12 protein-coding genes are annotated in these 16,582 nt (G+C 60.6%); 8 read left to right on the top strand and 4 right to left on the bottom strand.

The window, feature by feature from the left end; all coding sequences use genetic code 11:
* The first annotated feature begins 8 nt into the window (after positions 1 to 8).
* Complete coding sequence (locus KHU30_RS11265) at positions 9 to 821, top strand: nucleotidyltransferase domain-containing protein (RefSeq protein ID WP_211442721.1); 813 nt, start codon at positions 9 to 11, stop codon at positions 819 to 821.
* Positions 822 to 839: 18 nt separating this feature from the next.
* Here KHU30_RS11265 and rtcR read toward each other — a convergent pair whose 3' ends face one another.
* A complete protein-coding gene (gene rtcR, locus KHU30_RS11260) occupies positions 840 to 2,450 on the bottom strand; it encodes an RNA repair transcriptional activator RtcR (protein WP_211442720.1) in 1,611 nt (536 codons plus the stop codon).
* A 263-nt stretch (positions 2,451 to 2,713) separates the two neighbouring features.
* Here rtcR and KHU30_RS11255 point away from each other — a divergent pair, with 263 nt between their 5' ends.
* From KHU30_RS11255 to KHU30_RS11230, 6 genes are all read left to right on the top strand, one after another.
* Positions 2,714 to 4,267: a vWA domain-containing protein gene (locus KHU30_RS11255; protein WP_211442719.1), complete on the top strand. Its 1,554-nt coding sequence runs from the start codon at positions 2,714 to 2,716 to the stop codon at positions 4,265 to 4,267.
* A 600-nt stretch (positions 4,268 to 4,867) separates the two neighbouring features.
* Positions 4,868 to 6,103, top strand: a complete 1,236-nt coding sequence (locus KHU30_RS11250) for an RtcB family protein (protein WP_211442718.1) — start codon at positions 4,868 to 4,870, stop codon at positions 6,101 to 6,103.
* An 80-nt stretch (positions 6,104 to 6,183) separates the two neighbouring features.
* On the top strand, positions 6,184 to 7,203 hold the full coding sequence (gene rtcA, locus KHU30_RS11245; RefSeq protein ID WP_211442717.1) for an RNA 3'-terminal phosphate cyclase: 1,020 nt from the start codon (positions 6,184 to 6,186) through the stop codon (positions 7,201 to 7,203).
* A gap of 280 nt (positions 7,204 to 7,483) precedes the next feature.
* Positions 7,484 to 8,056: an HNH endonuclease gene (locus KHU30_RS11240; RefSeq protein WP_211442716.1), complete on the top strand. Its 573-nt coding sequence runs from the start codon at positions 7,484 to 7,486 to the stop codon at positions 8,054 to 8,056.
* A gap of 361 nt (positions 8,057 to 8,417) precedes the next feature.
* The gene (locus KHU30_RS11235) at positions 8,418 to 9,626 is read left to right on the top strand and encodes an RtcB family protein (protein WP_211442715.1); all 1,209 of its coding nucleotides are present in this window, start codon (positions 8,418 to 8,420) and stop codon (positions 9,624 to 9,626) included.
* 2 nt (positions 9,627 to 9,628) lie between these two features.
* Positions 9,629 to 9,805: a hypothetical protein gene (locus KHU30_RS11230; RefSeq protein WP_230427321.1), complete on the top strand. Its 177-nt coding sequence runs from the start codon at positions 9,629 to 9,631 to the stop codon at positions 9,803 to 9,805.
* A gap of 90 nt (positions 9,806 to 9,895) precedes the next feature.
* On the opposite strand, the gene KHU30_RS11225 is transcribed toward KHU30_RS11230, so the two are convergent.
* From KHU30_RS11225 to KHU30_RS11215, 3 genes are all read right to left on the bottom strand, one after another.
* Entirely contained in the window at positions 9,896 to 12,892 is a 2,997-nt protein-coding gene (locus KHU30_RS11225) for an FAD-binding and (Fe-S)-binding domain-containing protein (RefSeq protein ID WP_211442713.1), read from the bottom strand.
* Positions 12,893 to 12,939: 47 nt separating this feature from the next.
* Positions 12,940 to 14,223, bottom strand: coding sequence for an MFS transporter (locus KHU30_RS11220; protein ID WP_211442712.1), 1,284 nt, complete (start codon positions 14,221 to 14,223; stop codon positions 12,940 to 12,942).
* 105 nt (positions 14,224 to 14,328) lie between these two features.
* Complete coding sequence (locus KHU30_RS11215) at positions 14,329 to 15,546, bottom strand: pyridoxal-phosphate-dependent aminotransferase family protein (RefSeq protein ID WP_211442711.1); 1,218 nt, start codon at positions 15,544 to 15,546, stop codon at positions 14,329 to 14,331.
* A gap of 262 nt (positions 15,547 to 15,808) precedes the next feature.
* On the opposite strand from KHU30_RS11215, the gene KHU30_RS11210 reads away from it, so the two are divergent.
* Positions 15,809 to 16,534 carry a GntR family transcriptional regulator gene (locus KHU30_RS11210; RefSeq protein ID WP_211442710.1) on the top strand — a complete coding sequence of 242 codons (726 nt, stop codon included), beginning with the start codon at positions 15,809 to 15,811 and terminating at the stop codon, positions 16,532 to 16,534.
* Positions 16,535 to 16,582: the final 48 nt, after the last annotated feature.

Raw genomic sequence — 16,582 nt, 5'->3', positions numbered from 1 at the left:
TCCGCGCCATGTCCGCCACCTACGATCACGACACCGAACATCCCATAGACCCCGATGTGCGCACCCAGATCAACGCCACGCTTGCTCAAGTCGAAGCAGAGCATGCCGTGAAAATCCTGTTCGCCTGCGAATCGGGCAGCCGCGGCTGGGGCTTTGCCTCACCCGACAGCGACTACGACGTGCGCTTCATCTATGCCCACCAGCCGGACTGGTATCTGACTGTGTTCCCGGGACGGGACGTGATTGAACTGCCGATCAGCGAAGTCTACGACGTCAGCGGCTGGGACCTGCGCAAGGCGCTCGGGCTGCTGCGCAATGGCAACGCCACCCTGGTGGAATGGCTGTCTTCGCCGGTCGTCTACCGCGCCGATCCTGCATTCCTGGGCACGATCCGGGCGGCAGCCGAGCAGGTCAGCCGGCCGGACCGCTCTTTCCATCATTACCTGCACATGGCCAGGAAAAATTACCGCGAATATCTGCAAGGAGAGATGGTGCGGCTGAAGAAGTATTTATACGTGCTGCGGCCCTTGCTCGCCTGCATCTGGATAGAACAGCAGCGCGGCGCCGTGCCGATGCGCTTCCAGGATATGGTCGACGCCATCATTAGCGACGCCGCGCTCAAGGATGCCATTGCAGAATTGCTGGTCATCAAGCGGCGGGCGAAAGAGTCGGAACATGCGCCAGCCATGCCGCTGATCAACCAGTTCATTGAACATGCGCTGGAGCGATTCAGCCACGATTCCCCGCCGCTGCAGCCGGAACAGCAGGATTTTTCCGTGCTGGACCGCCTGCTGCGTGACACCGTGCTGGCCCAGCGATAGCGCCGGCGCGGCGAATGCCTATCTGCCGGCCACCGCTTCCCAGCCCAATCCGAATTTGGCCAGGTATTTTTTGAGGCGGTCCGCATCGTTCGGCTTTTCTTTCGCGCTGCGCGATGCGGCAAACAATTTGCGGCCGGCATCCGACATCGATTTCGAGCGGCGGCAGATATCGATCACCGCTTGCAGCTGCATGACATCGAACAGGTCCATCTGTTCTATCTGATCCCGTTCCAGCACTTCGCTGAGATCGACGGCGCCGGCTGCCGCCGGTTGCTCGGCGTAGGGACGCCATAGCCGCTGCAGGCGGCGGATTTCGTCCGCTGCGATGGCATCGGTAATGCGGCCGGCGTCAGCCAGGGTCGCCATGCGCGTCACCGACGCCGACAAATCCCTGAAATTCCCCATCCACAAAGCATCCGGCGACATGGCGAAGCGCATATAAACATCGCGCGCCTCCTTGTTGAGCCTGACCATCTGGCCATTCTCGGCGCCGAACTGCGCCAGCAGGTAGTCGATGTTCGGCTCCACGTCTTCGGAGCGGTCCACCAGGCCCGGCAATTCATAGGTCCACAAATTGATGCGCGCATACAGGTCCTCGCGGAAGCGGCCGGCCACCACTTCGCGCGACAGATCGCGGTTGGTGCCGGCGATCAGCTGGAAATCGCTTTGCACCTCGTTATCGCCACCCACCGGCAGGAAGCGCTTTTCCTCGACCGCCTTCAGCAGCATGGCTTGTTCGTCCAGGCCGAGTTCGCCGATTTCGTCCAGGAACAGCAAGCCCTTGTGCGCGCTGCGCAGCAACCCGGGACGATCCGCCGCGGCGCCGGTGAAGGCGCCCTTGATGTGGCCGAACAAGGTCGAGCCGGCGCCGTCGCCATGCAGCGTCGCGCAATTGAGTTCGACGAATTTGCCGTCCAGCTGATGGCGCGCCTTCTTCAGCTCGAACACGCGCCGCGCCAGAAACGACTTGCCGGCGCCGGTCGGCCCCATCAGCAGCATGGGCGCCCTGGATTTGATGGCGACCCGCTCGATTTCATCGATCATCGTATTGAAGCGCGCATTGCGGGTGGCAATGCCCGATTTCAGGAAGGCCACGCCTTCCTCCTGCTCGCGCGAGAAGCGCTGCGCGATCTGGTCATAGCGGGAAAGGTCGAGATCGATCAACGTATAGCTGCCCGGATCGCCGACGGTCTGCCGGCGCGGCGGCGACGACTGCAGCAGGCGCCCCGGGAAGTAGTGCGCTTCAGTCATCAGGAACATGCAGATCTGCACCACGTGCGAGCCGGTGGTGATGTGGATCCAGTAATCCTCGTTGTCGGTATCGAAGGGGTAGCTCTTGGCGAAGTCGAACACGCTACCGTAGACATCTTCAAAATCCCAGGGATCGACGATCGGCAGCTGGCGCGGGATCACCTCGGTTTCCGGCGAGACCGACGCGATATCGCGCCGCACCTGATGCACCAGGCTTTCATACTTGCCGCTGTACAGCAGCTCGAAGCGCTCCACCACCATCTCTTCATGCTGCGTCAGCGCCACCGTCGGCCGCCATTTTTCCCAGCGACCGCTGCCTGAACCGTTATCGAGCTGGGTGCCGACGAAGCCGATGACGACGATGCGCTTCTTTTTCATATATTGGATAAATTCTTATCTAAAAAGATAATTTATCACAAAAACCAAATCTCACACAAATTCTTCCAACCTTCGCCAAATCGTTAAAAATCTCTTTTAAATCAATTGATTAACATCAAATCCAAGCCTCGCAGATGCGATTGGCACAGTCGTTGCAATAAAGGAGGCATGGAAGCGGCAGATAAATAGAAATTGCCGCAGCAACAGACGACGCGAACAAGCCCCCTAGCGGCTCAACGCAATCAACAAAAGAGGAAATGAAAATGGCCAATACCCAATTGTTCCAAAGCCTGAAAGGCAAATTCCTGCCGCCAGCGAATGCAATCAATGCTGCTGGCGCTGCGGCCTATGCAATGTCGCCGCGCCACCGGCTGGCGCAGTACGCCGCTACCGGCTGCCTGAATACTACCTTTTACACCAGCGCCGAAGCACAGCTGGAAACGGTCTTGGACCTGTGCCAGGACATCGATGCATGCTTCATTGCGCAGACCGCCGTGTATTGCCGCGAACGCGGCTACATGAAGGACATGCCAGCGCTGTTGACGGCCATCCTGGCCGCCAAAGGAGCGCCCGAGCTGCCGCGCACTTTCAAGCGCGTCATCGATAACGGCAAGATGCTGCGGAATTTTGTGCAGATCCTGCGCTCCGGCGCGGTCGGCCGCAAATCGCTGGGCACCCGTCCGAAGAAACTGGTGCAGACGTGGCTGAACCAGGCCTCGGAAAAGGAATTGCTGGCGGCCGCAGTCGGTAACGCGCCGTCGCTGGCCGACGTGGTGAAGATGGTCCATCCCAAGCCGGTGGAAGCCTGGCGCGAAGCATTTTTTGCATGGCTGATCGGCAAGGCCTATGACGCTGAAGCGCTGCCGCCTTTATTGAAAGCGTTCGAAGCCTACAAAGCCGACCGCACGCAAGCTTTGCCGAATGTGCCGTTCCAGATGCTGACAGCGCTGGAACTGACAGATGTTGAATGGGCACAGATAGCGCGCCAGGCCGGATGGCAGATGTTGCGCATGAACCTGAATACGTTTGCACGCCACGGCGTGTATGCGCTGCCGGGCATGACAGCAGTCATCGCGGAAAAGCTGCGCGACGCCGAAGCGATAGCCAAGGCCCGAGTGTTTCCGTATCAGTTGATGGCCGCCTGCGGAGCGGCGAATGAAGAGGTCCCCGTGGAAATTATTGAAGCATTGCAGGACGCGATGGAAATTGCGCTGAACAACGTTCCGGAAATTGCTGGAAAAGTAGTAGTTTGTCCTGACGTATCGGGTTCCATGCAGTCGCCAGCGACCGGTTACCGTGGTTCTGCCACATCGGCCATCCGCTGCATCGATATTGCGGCATTGATGGCTGCTGCGATGTTGCGCAAGAATCCGGGCAGCGTCGTGCTGCCGTTTGAGGTTGATGTAGTCGCCTGCAAACTGAATCCGCGCGATTCGGTGATGACAAATGCCAGCAAGCTGGCGGCCATCCGCGGCGGCGGCACCAATTGCAGCGCACCGCTGGCAAGGCTGAACAAGGACAAGGCGAAGGCGGATCTGGTGATTTTTGTGTCGGACAACGAATCCTGGGTCGATGCGGCGCGGCGCGGTGCAACGGCAACGATGCGCGAATGGGAAACATTCAAGCAGCGCAACCCGAACGCCAGACTGGTGTGCATCGATGTCATGCCTTACGGCACGACGCAGGCGGCGGAACGGGAAGACATCTTGAACATCGGCGGCTTTTCTGACGATGTATTCCGGATTGTCGCCGACTTTGCCGCCGGTCAGCTGAGTGCTGCACAGTGGGTGGGTGAAATTCAATCCATCTCTATTTAATAGTTTGATACGCTCTCTCTTGATACAGAGAGCGCTGATAAAGGAGCTCGCCGTGAGCTGGATCATCAGGATCAGCAGTACAGGTTTTGAGCGCAGTATGAATACCGGTGTGATTACATCCGATAAATGTCTCGTCACATCGACCTCTTGTCATACTGTCGCTCAATGGTGCGCATCCCCGAATGCAGGCAAGACTACATTCAGAATAGCCGGTGCGAATCCGGCCTGCCAGGCTGAACAGCTTTGGCAGAATGTCTTGTCAACTCTTGTCGGGATTTAAATACGCGCAGCAGCAGGTTTTAGGCGAATGCTGGTGGAACTACATCATTCAAACTGGGGAGATACGGGTTCAAATCCCGTCGGCGGCAAAGCAGCGTCGCCGTAGCTCAACCGAAAGAGCGCCGTGCGGGCAACCGCACACCGTTTCACCACCCCTTGTCGCCGACTTTTTTTGATGAATGCCGATGGAATTACATGGATAGAGCAGCGAAGCTTGCTTCGAAGGTCCCCGGTTCAAGTCCCGGGTCGGCGCCAGCCGATAGCTCAGTAAAACATTTCATCATCACTTGTCATCCCCTTAATTTTTAAAAGAAGAAAATCATGAAACACGAAGAATACGATGTAATGAATGTCGAAGGCGGAAGCCACGTCAAGATGTGGACCCGCGGCGTACCGGTGGAAGCGGAGGCGCGCAAGCAGCTGAGCAACACCGCGAAGATGCCGTTCATCTACAAGCACCTGGCTGTGATGCCTGACGTCCACGTCGGCAAGGGTTCGACCATCGGCAGCGTGATTCCTACCCTGGGAGCGGTGATACCTGCCGCGGTGGGAGTGGATATCGGCTGCGGCATGATGGCGGCCAAGACCACCTTGAATGCGCGCGACCTGCCTGACAATCTCCACCCTTTGCGCAGCGCGATCGAAAAAGCCATTCCGCACGGGATGTCTCCGAAGACGCGCGGTTTCAAGGGACGCGACAAAGGTTCGTGGGAAACCCCGCCGACGCCGGTGGACGCCGCCTGGGCGCAGCTGAAGGACGAATTCGACCTGGTTTGCCTGAAGACGCCAAAGTTGAAGAATACGAATAACTACCGGCACCTTGGAACGTTGGGATCCGGCAACCACTTCGTTGAAATCTGCCTGGACGAGAGCAACGCCGTCTGGTTCATGCTGCACTCCGGTTCGCGCGGCGTGGGCAACGCCATCGGCTCGCATTTCATCGAACTGGCCAAACAGGACATGCGCACCCATTTCATCAACCTGCCGGACCAGGACCTGGCGTATTTGCCGGAAGGCACGCAGCACTATGACGACTATATCGAGGCAGTGAGCTGGGCGCAGAAATTCGCGCGCATGAACCGGGAAGTGATGATGCAGAACCTGATTGCAGCAGTGCGGTCGGTGATCAGCAAGCCTTTCGAAACACACGTGGAAGCGGTGAATTGCCACCACAACTATGTGCAGAAGGAAAACCACTTCGGCAAGGATGTGCTGGTGACCCGCAAAGGCGCGGTATCGGCGCGGGCAGGCGAACTGGGGATCATTCCGGGTTCGATGGGGGCGAAAAGCTTCATCGTCCGCGGTAAAGGCGATGCCGACAGCTTCCACAGCTGCAGCCACGGCGCCGGCCGCACCATGAGCCGGACCGAGGCCAAGAAGCGTTTCACGCTGGACGACCAGATCAAGGCGACGCAGGGCGTGGAATGCCGTAAGGATGCCGACGTCATCGACGAAATCCCGATGGCTTACAAGGATATCGATGCGGTGATGGAAGCGCAGCGCGCCCTGGTGGAAGTGGTGCATACCCTGAAACAAGTGGTGTGCGTGAAAGGCTAAGCGCTGGCTTTTCCTGGAGCAGGCCATGGTTCCGGCGGGACCATGGCCGTAACGACGATAACAATAAAGAATAGAAGAACATGATTGAACTAGATGGAGCAACAGGGGAAGGCGGCGGCCAGGTTTTGCGGACCGCGCTGACCTTGTCGATGATTACCGGACAGCCGTTCCGGATTGTGAATATCCGGGCTAACCGCCCCAAGCCTGGATTGATGCGGCAGCATCTGGTGGCGGTGCAAGCCGCCGCCGGGATCAGCAATGCCGATATCGGTTCGGCGGCGGTCGGCGCGCAAACGCTGCAATTCACGCCGGGCAAGATCAAAGGCGGCGCCTACCAGTTTGCCATCGGCACCGCCGGCAGCTGCACCCTGGTGCTGCAAACCCTGCTGCCGGCCTTGCTGTATGCGGATGCGCCATCGGTGGTGAAGATCACCGGCGGCACGCATAACGCGATGGCGCCGCCAGCCCATTTCCTGCAGCGCGCGTACGGCCGCGTGCTGGCGGCCATGGGCGCGGACCTGGAAATCGAACTGAAACGTTTTGGCTTTTATCCCGCCGGCGGCGGCGAGATCGAGGCGAAAGTGTCGCCATGCCGGCAGCTGCAGCCGCTGGAACTGATGAGCCGCGGCGAGCGCGTCGCCGGTTATGCCGAGAGTTTCATCGCCGGCGTGCCGGCCGACGTCGCCAAGCGCGAGCTGGCTTGCGTCAAGACCGCGATGGGCTGGGACGATGCGCAACTGGCGATCCGCGGCTTGCCGCATGACCAGGGGCCGGGCAACGCCTTGCTGGTGACGCTGGAATCGCAGCATGTGACGGAAGTGTTTTGCGCGTTCGGCGAGAAGATGGTGCGCTCCGAAGTGGTTGCAAAAAAGGCAATTTCGCAGGTACGGCAATATATCGCCTCCGGCGCCGCGGTCGGCGAACACTTGGCCGATCAGATCATGTTGCCGCTGGCGTTGGCGGGCAGCGGCCGGTTTACGGTCGATTGCGTGTCACAGCATGCGCTCACCAACGCCGAAGTCATCGAACAATTCTTGCCGGTAAGGATCACGTTTGCAGAACAAGGGCTGTCCAGCGTCTGCGAAATTGCAACAAAATGAAACAGGAATAAAACGGCGCAGGGGCGAGTCCCTGCGCCGGCTGCGGCAATACTTACCAGCCGCCTCTTTCCAAACAGGCCGGCGCACCCAATATAGATCTCAATGGCGGCTTTAGCTTAGCCGTAGCTGGCGCGCTGAAGCGCGCGGCTGCGACCCCGACGATATCGCATCATTCCCGATAGGCCACCCCGCCAGCACCGCCAGTCTTCACGCCAAAAAGCAACAAACGAAGGACGAAACACAAAAATGCTGGTTATAATCAACCGCAAAGGTGATGCAAATGATCTCCCATATCCTGACCCTCGATATCGCGGGTAATCCGTTTGACTGGATTTCGCCGCAAGACGCTGTGCTCTATTACGCGAGCGGGAAGGTGGCTTGGGAAATCGGCGACGGCGACATCGTTTTCCGCGGCGGTTATTCCCGCGCCGGCATCCAGTCCCGCATCGCCGTCAAACCCATCATCGCCATCGCCGGCAGCGCCATCATGGCGCGCATGCTGCACATGGAACTGCCGCTGGGCCATCACAACGATCTGCTGTTCCGCCGCGACCGCTACACCTGCGCCTACTGCGGCGGCCGTTTCCCGCACAATGAACTGTCGCGCGACCACGTGCTGGCGCGCTCGCGCGGCGGCAAGGATACCTGGACCAATTGCGTCACGGCGTGCAAGGACTGCAATCAGGAAAAAGGCAGCAAAGCGCTGGAAAGTTTCCGTCCGCTGCTGTATGTGCCGTACGTGCCATGCCGCGCCGAACACTATCTGCTGAGCGGCCGCAACGTCCTGGCCGACCAGCACGACTACCTGGCGGCGCGCTTGCCCAAGCACAGCCGCATGCGCGAACTCAACTAGTCCCGCCAGATATTTGAGCGCCGGGTTCGCCCCTTCGTTTCGCGCCAAAAACAACAGAATCGCGCCGCGCGGCGGCGAAGTGTTTGACACTGCGATTTCATCGGGTGCAGAATCGCAGCTCGGTATTTTCGACTAACGCATTTTTACAGGAAAGGAACGGCCATGCCACGGACGGCTATCAACAATTCAAACGATAAATAGCCCCGCGCATGACTGCTCGGGGTCTGCGGCGATATTGCCGACCCGAGCCGGTCGTTCCAACCAGAACCCCGGTGAGGAAACTCGCCGGGGTTTTTGTTTTCTTGCGGGCACGGCATGGCCGGCCCGCGGCAAAGACGCCGGCATCACGAAGAAAAACGTTATGCCAATCAAACAGAGCTTGCACAAGGGCCTGGTGCCCGTGCACATATTTACCGACGATATCGACCACAGCGCGCTTCAGCAATTGCTGAACATCGCCAGCCTCCCTATCGTCCATCCGCACGTAGCGGCCATGCCGGATGTCCACGCCGGCATCGGCGCCACCGTCGGCAGCGTGATTCCGACGCGCGCCGCCATCATCCCGGCCGCGGTCGGCGTCGATATCGGCTGCGGCATGAACGCGGTGCGCACCACGCTCACCGCCAGCCAGCTGCCGGACAACCTGGCGCGCCTGCGCAGCGCTATCGAAGCATCGATCCCGGTCGGCTTCGAGCAGCACGAATGGGACAAGGTGCGCGGTTCGGCCCATGCGCGCGTCGGCCGTCCGCTGAACGACCGCCTGGACCGCATCGTCGCCAGGCACAAGGGCATCATGAAGATGCAGCACAAGTTCGCCCAGACCTGGATCTGCCAGATCGGCACGCTGGGCGGCGGCAACCACTTCATCGAAATCTGCCTGGATGAAGAACAACGGGTCTGGATCATGCTGCACTCCGGCTCGCGCGGCATCGGCAATGTGATCGGCCGCTATTTCATCTCGGCTGCAAAAAAGGATATGGCGCGCAACCGCATCAACCTGCCGGACAAGGACCTGTCCTACTTCAGCGAAGGATCGGCACTGTTCGACGATTATGTCGACGCCGTGGACTGGGCGCAGGACTATGCCCTGATCAACCGCCGCGAAATGATGCGGCGCGCTGTCGACGTCCTGGTCCAGCAGCTGCCGCCGTTCAAGCTGGACGGCGAAGCGATCAACTGCCATCACAACTATGTGACGCAGGAAATGCACGGCAATGAAAAGCTGTTCATCACCCGCAAGGGTGCGATCTCGGCGCGCGAGGGTGAGCTGGGCATCATTCCCGGCAGCATGGGCGCCAAGAGCTATATCGTGCGCGGCAAGGGCAATCCGGATTCGTTCTGCTCCTGCTCCCACGGCGCCGGACGGCGCATGAGCCGCAGCGAAGCCAAGCGCCGCTTCAACCGCTTCGACCTGGCCGACCAGACCCAGGGCATCGAATGCCGCAAGGACGGCGGCGTGGTCGACGAGATCCCGGCGGCCTACAAGGATATCGACCAGGTGATGGCGCACCAGACCGACCTGGTCGAGGTGGTGCACACGCTGCGCCAGGTCATTTGCGTGAAAGGATGATCATGAAAGTAACGATTAAATTGCCGAAGCCGCGCAATCCGCTGGTGGCGCCAGCCAGGGCCAGGAAAGCCGGAGCGCATGCTTCGCACAACCCGGCGCGCAGGGTGCGGCGGCTGGAAAAACAGAAGCTGAACCAGGTGCTGTCCGTCCGCAAGACCGACAGCGATTGCGATGTGTGAGGAACAGCGTTCGCACAGAGCGTCGGTAACCAGCACTTGAACCAACACAAAAGACCTTTGCGGGTCTTTTGTTTTTTGTCGCAGTCCGATCTATCCGCCGGCTGCCAAAGACATGGCCAAAACGCGCGCCACATGCAGTGCCGCTGCATCCGCGCCGTCCCGGATCTGATGCCGGCAGCTGGTACCGTCGGCGACCACGATGCTGTCCTTGCCAGCCTTGCGCACCGCCGGCAACAGCGCGAGTTCGGCCATCGCCATCGATGCCTCATAGTGCTCGGCCTCGTAACCGAAGCTGCCAGCCATGCCGCAGCAGGAAGATTCAACCGTGGACAACTCGATCTGCGGGATCCATTCCAGCACAACTTGCACCGGACGCAAGGCATCGAAGGCTTTTTGGTGGCAATGCCCGTGCAGCAAGACCTTGTTGCCCGGCAGCGGCTTCAGATCCAGCTGCAGACGGCCCGCTTTTTTTTCCCGCACAAGGAATTCTTCAAGCAGATAGGCCGACTGCGCCAGTTTTTTGGCCTCGTCGCCGTAGCCGTAATCGAGGAATTCATCGCGCAAGGACAGCAGGCAGGACGGTTCCAGTCCGACGATGGCGATGCCGCGCTCGACATAGGGCAGCAAGGCGTCCAGCGTCCTGCGCGCCTCGGCTTTTGCCTGGCCCACCAGGCCGGCGGACAGATAGGTGCGGCCGCAGCACAGGGGCCGGTCGCCGGCGGCCGTGTTGAAATGCACTTTGTAGCCGGCGGCTTCGAGCACTTGCTGGGCAGCGCGTGCATTTTCCGGTTCCATGTAATTGTTGAAAGTGTCGACGAACAACAGCACTTCGCGTTCGCTCGTCACAGCCGATTGTGCGCTAGCCAGGAAAGAGCGCTTGAACTGCGGGAAAGCGCGTTGCGGCGCCAAACCGATGCGCCGCTTGACCCAGTTCGACAGCAGCGGGAGCTTGTCGGCCACGGCGATCAGGCCACTCAGCCTGCTTGCGTAAGGCGCGTATTTCGGCATGAAGCCGACCATGCGCTCGCGCAGGCCGAGGCCGTGCTTGCCGACCCAGGCGGCGCGTGCTTCGATCTTGATCTTGGCCATGTCGACGCCGGTCGGGCAATCGCGCTTGCAACCCTTGCAGGAGACGCACAGGTCCAGCACTTCCTTGACTTCCACGCTGGCCAGGCCCTCGCTGCCTAGCTGGCCCGAAAGCGCCAGGCGCAAGGTGTTGGCGCGGCCGCGCGTGACGTGCTTTTCATCCTTGGTGATGCGGTAGCTGGGGCACATGGTGCCGGCGTCGAACTTGCGGCAGTGGCCGTTGTTGTTGCACATTTCCACCAGCTTGGCGAGGCCGCCGCTGCGGTCGCCGCCGCTGCCGGCCGCGCTTTCCTCGCCGCTGAGTGGATCGCGTTTGACGTTCCAGGCGGACCAGTCCAGCAAGGGCTGGTGCGGCAGTTCGGCATAGCCGGGTTTAAAGCGGAAATTGGCAGCGTCGTCCATCTTGGGCGGGCGCACGATCTTGTCCGGATTGAAGCGGTTGTCGGGATCGAACAAGGTCTTGATTTCGCTGAAGGCGGCGTTGATCTTCGGACCGTACTGCCAGGCCACCCATTCGCCGCGGCACAGGCCGTCGCCGTGTTCGCCGGAGTAGGCGCCCTTGTATCTGCGCACCAGCGCCGAGGCGGCTTCGGCGATTTCCCGCATGTCCTTGGCGCCGCCGCGGCGCATGTCGAGTATCGGCCGCACGTGCAGGGTGCCGACGCTGGCGTGGGCGTACCAGGTGCCTTCGGTGCCGTATTGGTGGAATACCTCGGTCAGCTGGCTGGTGTATTCCGCCAGATGTTCGAGCGGCACCGCGCAATCCTCGATGAAGGACACCGGCTTGCCGTCGCCCTTCATGCTCATCATGATGTTGAGGCCGGCCTTGCGCACATCCCACAGGGCTTTCTGCTCGGCGGCGCCGGACATCTGCACCACCGCGCCGGGCAGCTGCAGGTCGGCCATCAGTTCATCCAGGCTGGCCAGCTTTTGCAGCAGCGCAGCTAGCTGTTCGCCGGCGAACTCGACCAGCAGGATCGCTTGCGGCTGGCCTCTCAGGGCCTTTTCGATGACCGGCTTGAAAGCCGGATTGCTCATCGACAGGTCGATCATGGTGCGGTCGACCAGTTCGACCGCGGTCGGGCCGAGTTTGACGATGTGCTGGGTCAGGTCCATCGCCTGGTAGAAGGTCGGGAAATTCACCACGCCCAGCACCTTGTGCGCCGGCAGCGGCGCCAGCGCCAGGGTGATCTGGCGGCTGTAGGCCAGCGTGCCTTCCGAACCGACCAGGATGTGCGCCAGGTTGGCCGTGCCGTCGTCGGTATAGGCGCGCGGATTCTGGCAATCGAAGAGATCGATGTTGTAGCCCCCGACGCGGCGCAAGACCTTGGGCACGCGCTCGGCAATCTCGCTCCGTTCGCGCGCGGCGATGTGCTGCAATCCTGCGACGATATCGCCGATGCGGCCGCCGCTTGCCATCTGCTGCAGGCGCCCGAAGCGCCCCTGCGTGCCATCCGCCATCACCGCGTCGATGGCAACGACGTTGTGCACCATGTTGCCGTATTCGATAGAGCGCGAGCCGCAGGAATTGTTGCCGGCCATGCCGCCTATGGTGCACTGGGCCGCGGTCGAGACGTCCACCGGGAACCACAAGCCGTGCGGCTTGAGCCAGGCGTTGAGATGGTCGAGCACCATGCCGGGCTCCACCGTCACGGTGCGTGCCGCGGCATCGAAATCGATGACTTGATTCAGCCATTTACTGTTGTCGAGCACCAGCGCCTCACCCACGGTCTGGCCGCACTGGCTGGTGCCGGCGCCGCGCGCCAGCACCGGAATGCGGTGGTTGCGGGCGATGTCCAGCGCCAGCAGCAGGTCGTCCTGGTCGTGCGGCACCACTACGCCGAGCGGCATGATCTGGTAGATCGAAGCATCGGTGGCGTAGCGGCCGCGGTCGGCCCGGCCAAACAGTACTTCGCCTTTCAGTTCGCGCCGCAGCTGCGCGGCCAGCGGCGTCACCAGTGTCGGGCTGCGGGGAACCAGGTGGATGGGCTTGAGCAGCATGATGGAGTCCTGTCAAAAACTTGGAAAATTGCCGATGCATGGCGCAATTAAGCGCCGGCTTTCATCGGACTGGCTGCGCCATCCGCCACGCCATGCTCGAACTTGCTGTCGGGCTGCATGCGGAACGCCAGCAGCACGCCGAATCCCATCAGGATCATGCTGCCGACGAACGGCAGTTCCCAGCTGCCGAAGCGGTCGATCAGGTAGCCGGACAGCACCGGCGAGATGATCGCCGCCAGCGCCGAGCCGGTGTTCATCATGCCGCTGGCGGTGCCCGAGTACTGCGGCGCGATATCCATCGGGATCGCCCACATCGGACCTATCGTCATTTCGGCAAAGAAGAAGCCGGCGCTCAGGCAAAGTATCGAGATATAGACATTGTGGGTGACGAGCAATGGCAGCAGCGACAACAGCGTCAGCAGCATGCAGACCGACACCATCTGGCTGCGCGCCCGCTTCAGGTTGCCGGTGCGTTTCAGGATTTTGTCGCTGACGATGCCGCCCATGGTATCGCCGACCACGCCGGCGAAGAACACGCTGGAAGCGAACAAAGCCGATTTCTTGATATCGAGGTCGTAGCTGTGCAGGAAATATTGCGGAATCCAGCTCAGGAACAGCCACAAGGTCCAGCCGTAGCAGAAATAGACGATGGTCACCGGCAGCATGCGCTTGAACAGCGGTCCCCATGGGATCTTCGGCGTGTTTTTCTTGACTGCCGGCAGTATCGCCAGCTCTTCCTTGGTGATGCGCGGGTGTTGCTCCGGATGTTCGGTAAACACAAATGCCCACACCAGTACCCAGACCAGGCTGATCACCCCGCAGATATAGAAGGATTCGCGCCAGCCGTGGGTGGCCATGACGAACACCACCAGGGCGGGTGCGACCGCATTGCCAATGCGGGCGAAAGCATGGGTGACGCCCTGCGCGAAGCCGCGGTTTTCCTTGGTCACCCAGCGCGACATGGCGCTGGTGGCGGCGGGGAAAGTGGCGCCTTCGCCCAGGCCCAGCAGCAGGCGCGCCATCAGCAGCGAAAACAGGCCGCCGGCGAAACCGGTCAGGATGGTGGCGATGCCCCACAGGATGCCGCAATAGATCAGGGTGCGCTTGGCGCCGAACTTGTCGCTGACCCAGCCGCCGATGATCTGGAACACCAGGTAGGGATAGGCGAAAGCGGAAAACACCAGGCCGATCTGGGTTTTCGACAGATCGAATTCTTTGGCGAATCCCGCCGCGGCGGTGCTGACGTTGACGCGGTCCAGATAGGTAATGAAGTACATCAGGCATAACATGATCAGCACGACCGTGGTCGCGCGCAAACGCAGGTATTTCATTGTTGTCTCCAATATTATGGTGATCAGGCGCCGCAGGACGTCTTTATCCTTGCTCCGCCCATCCTCTGAGGGACGGTGCCGGAGCGGTTTCCGCTGTTTCGCTTGCTATGCTGCTTTCAATGCCGGTTTGCTCTTTTGCGCGGCCAGGTTGTCCATCGCCGCCGCCACGCCGCTGCCGGCCAGCGGCACGCCCGCCAGCTTCAGTCCCATCTCGCAGCCGGCCAGCGTCGCCATCAGGGTCAGGTCGTTGGCTTCGCCCAGGTGGCCGATGCGGAACATGCCGCCCTTCATTTTTCCCAGGCCGGTGCCGAGCGACATGTTGAAGTTTTCATAGATGGTCTTGCGGATCGCATCGGCGTCGAAGCCGGGCGGCGTCATGACGCCGGTCAGCACCGGCGAGTAAAGGGCTGGATCGGCGCACTGGATTTCCAGGCCCCAGGCGCGCACCGCATCGCGGCAGGCGCCCGCCAGACGCTGGTGGCGCGCGAATACATTGTCCAGGCCTTCGCCCAGGATCATCTCCAGTGCTTCCGACAAGCCATACAGCAGATTGGTGTTGGGGGTATAAGGCCAGTAGCCGCCGGCGTTCATTTCAATGATTTCGGTCCAGCCCCAGAACGCGCGCGGCAGCGTCGCGCGCTTGCTGGCTTCGACGGCCTTCTTCGACACCGCGTTGAAGCTGATGCCGGGCGGCAGCATCAAGCCTTTCTGCGAACCGGAGACGGTGACGTCGACGCCCCATTCGTCATGGCGGTAATCGGCCGACGCCAGGCCGGAAATGGTATCGACGATCAGCAAGGCCGGATGGCCGGCGGCGTCGATCGCCCGGCGTACAGCTGCGATATCGGAGGTGACGCCGGTCGACGTTTCGTTATGTACCACGCACACCGCCTTGATCTGGTGCTCGCGGTCCAGGCGCAGGCGCGCTTCGATGCGATCCGCCTGGACGCCGTGGCGCCAGCCTTCGATGCCCGGCAAGCCTAGGAACTCCGGCTTCAGGCCCAGCGCTTCCGCCATCTTTTTCCAGAGCGTGGCGAAATGGCCGGTTTCGTACATCAGCACCGTATCGCCCGCGCTCAAGGTATTGGTCAGCGCCGCTTCCCAGGCGCCGGTGCCGGAGGCCGGGTAGATCACCACCGGCTGCTCGGTCTTGAAAATCTGCTTGATACCGGCCAGCACCCGCAGGCCGAGCGCACCGAATTCCGGGCCGCGGTGGTCGATGGTGGGATAGCTCATGGCCCGCAAAATCCGGTCCGGCACCGGGCTGGGACCCGGGATCTGCAGGAAATGACGGCCGGCCGGATGGAAGTCTAGTGTCAACATTTAGGTCTCCTTTTTGAACGAATTGTATTTTGCATTCAAAATACTTTAGCAGTCGACATTCCGGCCGTAAAGTACTTTTTGCGATTACCCGACTCCATCGAATGGCTTCAAAGCGATCAAAACCCATGAAAAATGGCGTTATTTGCTAAAATATTGGCCGTTTTTGCATATTTACATTCAGATTAAGACGTATAGACAGACGGATTCTTAGGCGCCATGTTTGATGTTAAAATAGAGAAAAATGCGTAAAAAAGGATTTTGAATGCAAAATGCGATAACTGGCGAAGAGACGAAAACCGCGCCGCTGGTGCCGAAACTGGAACGTCAGCGTTTGCATGACACGGTGGTGGATCACTTGCGCAACCTGATCGTCGAAGCGGTGCTGACGCCGGGCACCAAGCTGAATGAACGGGAGTTGTGCGAAACCCTGGGCATTTCACGGACGCCGCTGCGCGAAGCCCTGAAAGTGCTGGCAGCCGAAGGCCTGATAGAGATCTCGCCGAACCGCGGCGCTTCGGTGTCGAAGATGTCGGAAACGGAAATCTGGGAAACCTTTGAACTGATGAGCGGGCTGGAAGCCATGTCGGGCGAACTGGCCTGCGACCGCATCACGCCGGTCGAACTGGCCGAGATCAAGGCCTTGCACTATGCGATGCTGGCCTGCAAGGCGCAAAACGATTTGCCCGGCTACTACAGCCGCAACCAGGCGATCCACGACAAGATCAATGACGCTGCCCGCAACTCGGTGCTGCGCCAGACTTACCTGACCCTCAACCGGCGCCTGCAAGCCTTGCGCTTCAAGTCCAACTTCCAGCCGCACAAATGGGACAGCGCGGCGCACGACCATGACGAAATGGTGAAAGCGCTGGAAGCGCGCGACGGCAAGCGCCTGGCAGCGGTGCTGCGCCAGCATTTGCTGGACAAGCGCGACGCCGTGCTGAGTGCGGCGGCCTTGCCGAGCGCCGGCAAAGCGGAAACGCTGCCTTGACATAGAATGCCAGGCAAGGGCCGAGCGGCCACACAGGATACGGGGAAA

This window comes from Collimonas humicola (assembly GCF_018304945.1).
Lineage (GTDB): Bacteria > Pseudomonadota > Gammaproteobacteria > Burkholderiales > Burkholderiaceae_D > Collimonas > Collimonas humicola.
Note: the sequence above shows the minus strand (reverse complement) of the source record. Positions and strands in the feature narration are given on the sequence as shown.

Bases quoted from the DNA above. Each gene is read 5' to 3' on its own strand.
- rtcR (WP_211442720.1), bottom strand. From the start codon at position 2,450: ATGAAAAAGAAGCGCATCGTCGTCATCGGCTTCGTCGGCACCCAGCTC.
- KHU30_RS11215 (WP_211442711.1), bottom strand. From the start codon at position 15,546: ATGTTGACACTAGACTTCCATCCGGCCGGCCGTCATTTCCTGCAGATC.
- KHU30_RS11220 (WP_211442712.1), bottom strand. From the start codon at position 14,223: ATGAAATACCTGCGTTTGCGCGCGACCACGGTCGTGCTGATCATGTTA.
- KHU30_RS11250 (WP_211442718.1), top strand. From the start codon at position 4,868: ATGAAACACGAAGAATACGATGTAATGAATGTCGAAGGCGGAAGCCAC.
- KHU30_RS11255 (WP_211442719.1), top strand. From the start codon at position 2,714: ATGGCCAATACCCAATTGTTCCAAAGCCTGAAAGGCAAATTCCTGCCG.
- KHU30_RS11210 (WP_211442710.1), top strand. From the start codon at position 15,809: ATGCAAAATGCGATAACTGGCGAAGAGACGAAAACCGCGCCGCTGGTG.
- KHU30_RS11240 (WP_211442716.1), top strand. From the start codon at position 7,484: ATGATCTCCCATATCCTGACCCTCGATATCGCGGGTAATCCGTTTGAC.
- KHU30_RS11265 (WP_211442721.1), top strand. From the start codon at position 9: ATGTCCGCCACCTACGATCACGACACCGAACATCCCATAGACCCCGAT.
- rtcA (WP_211442717.1), top strand. From the start codon at position 6,184: ATGATTGAACTAGATGGAGCAACAGGGGAAGGCGGCGGCCAGGTTTTG.
- KHU30_RS11235 (WP_211442715.1), top strand. From the start codon at position 8,418: ATGCCAATCAAACAGAGCTTGCACAAGGGCCTGGTGCCCGTGCACATA.
- KHU30_RS11230 (WP_230427321.1), top strand. From the start codon at position 9,629: ATGAAAGTAACGATTAAATTGCCGAAGCCGCGCAATCCGCTGGTGGCG.
- KHU30_RS11225 (WP_211442713.1), bottom strand. From the start codon at position 12,892: ATGCTGCTCAAGCCCATCCACCTGGTTCCCCGCAGCCCGACACTGGTG.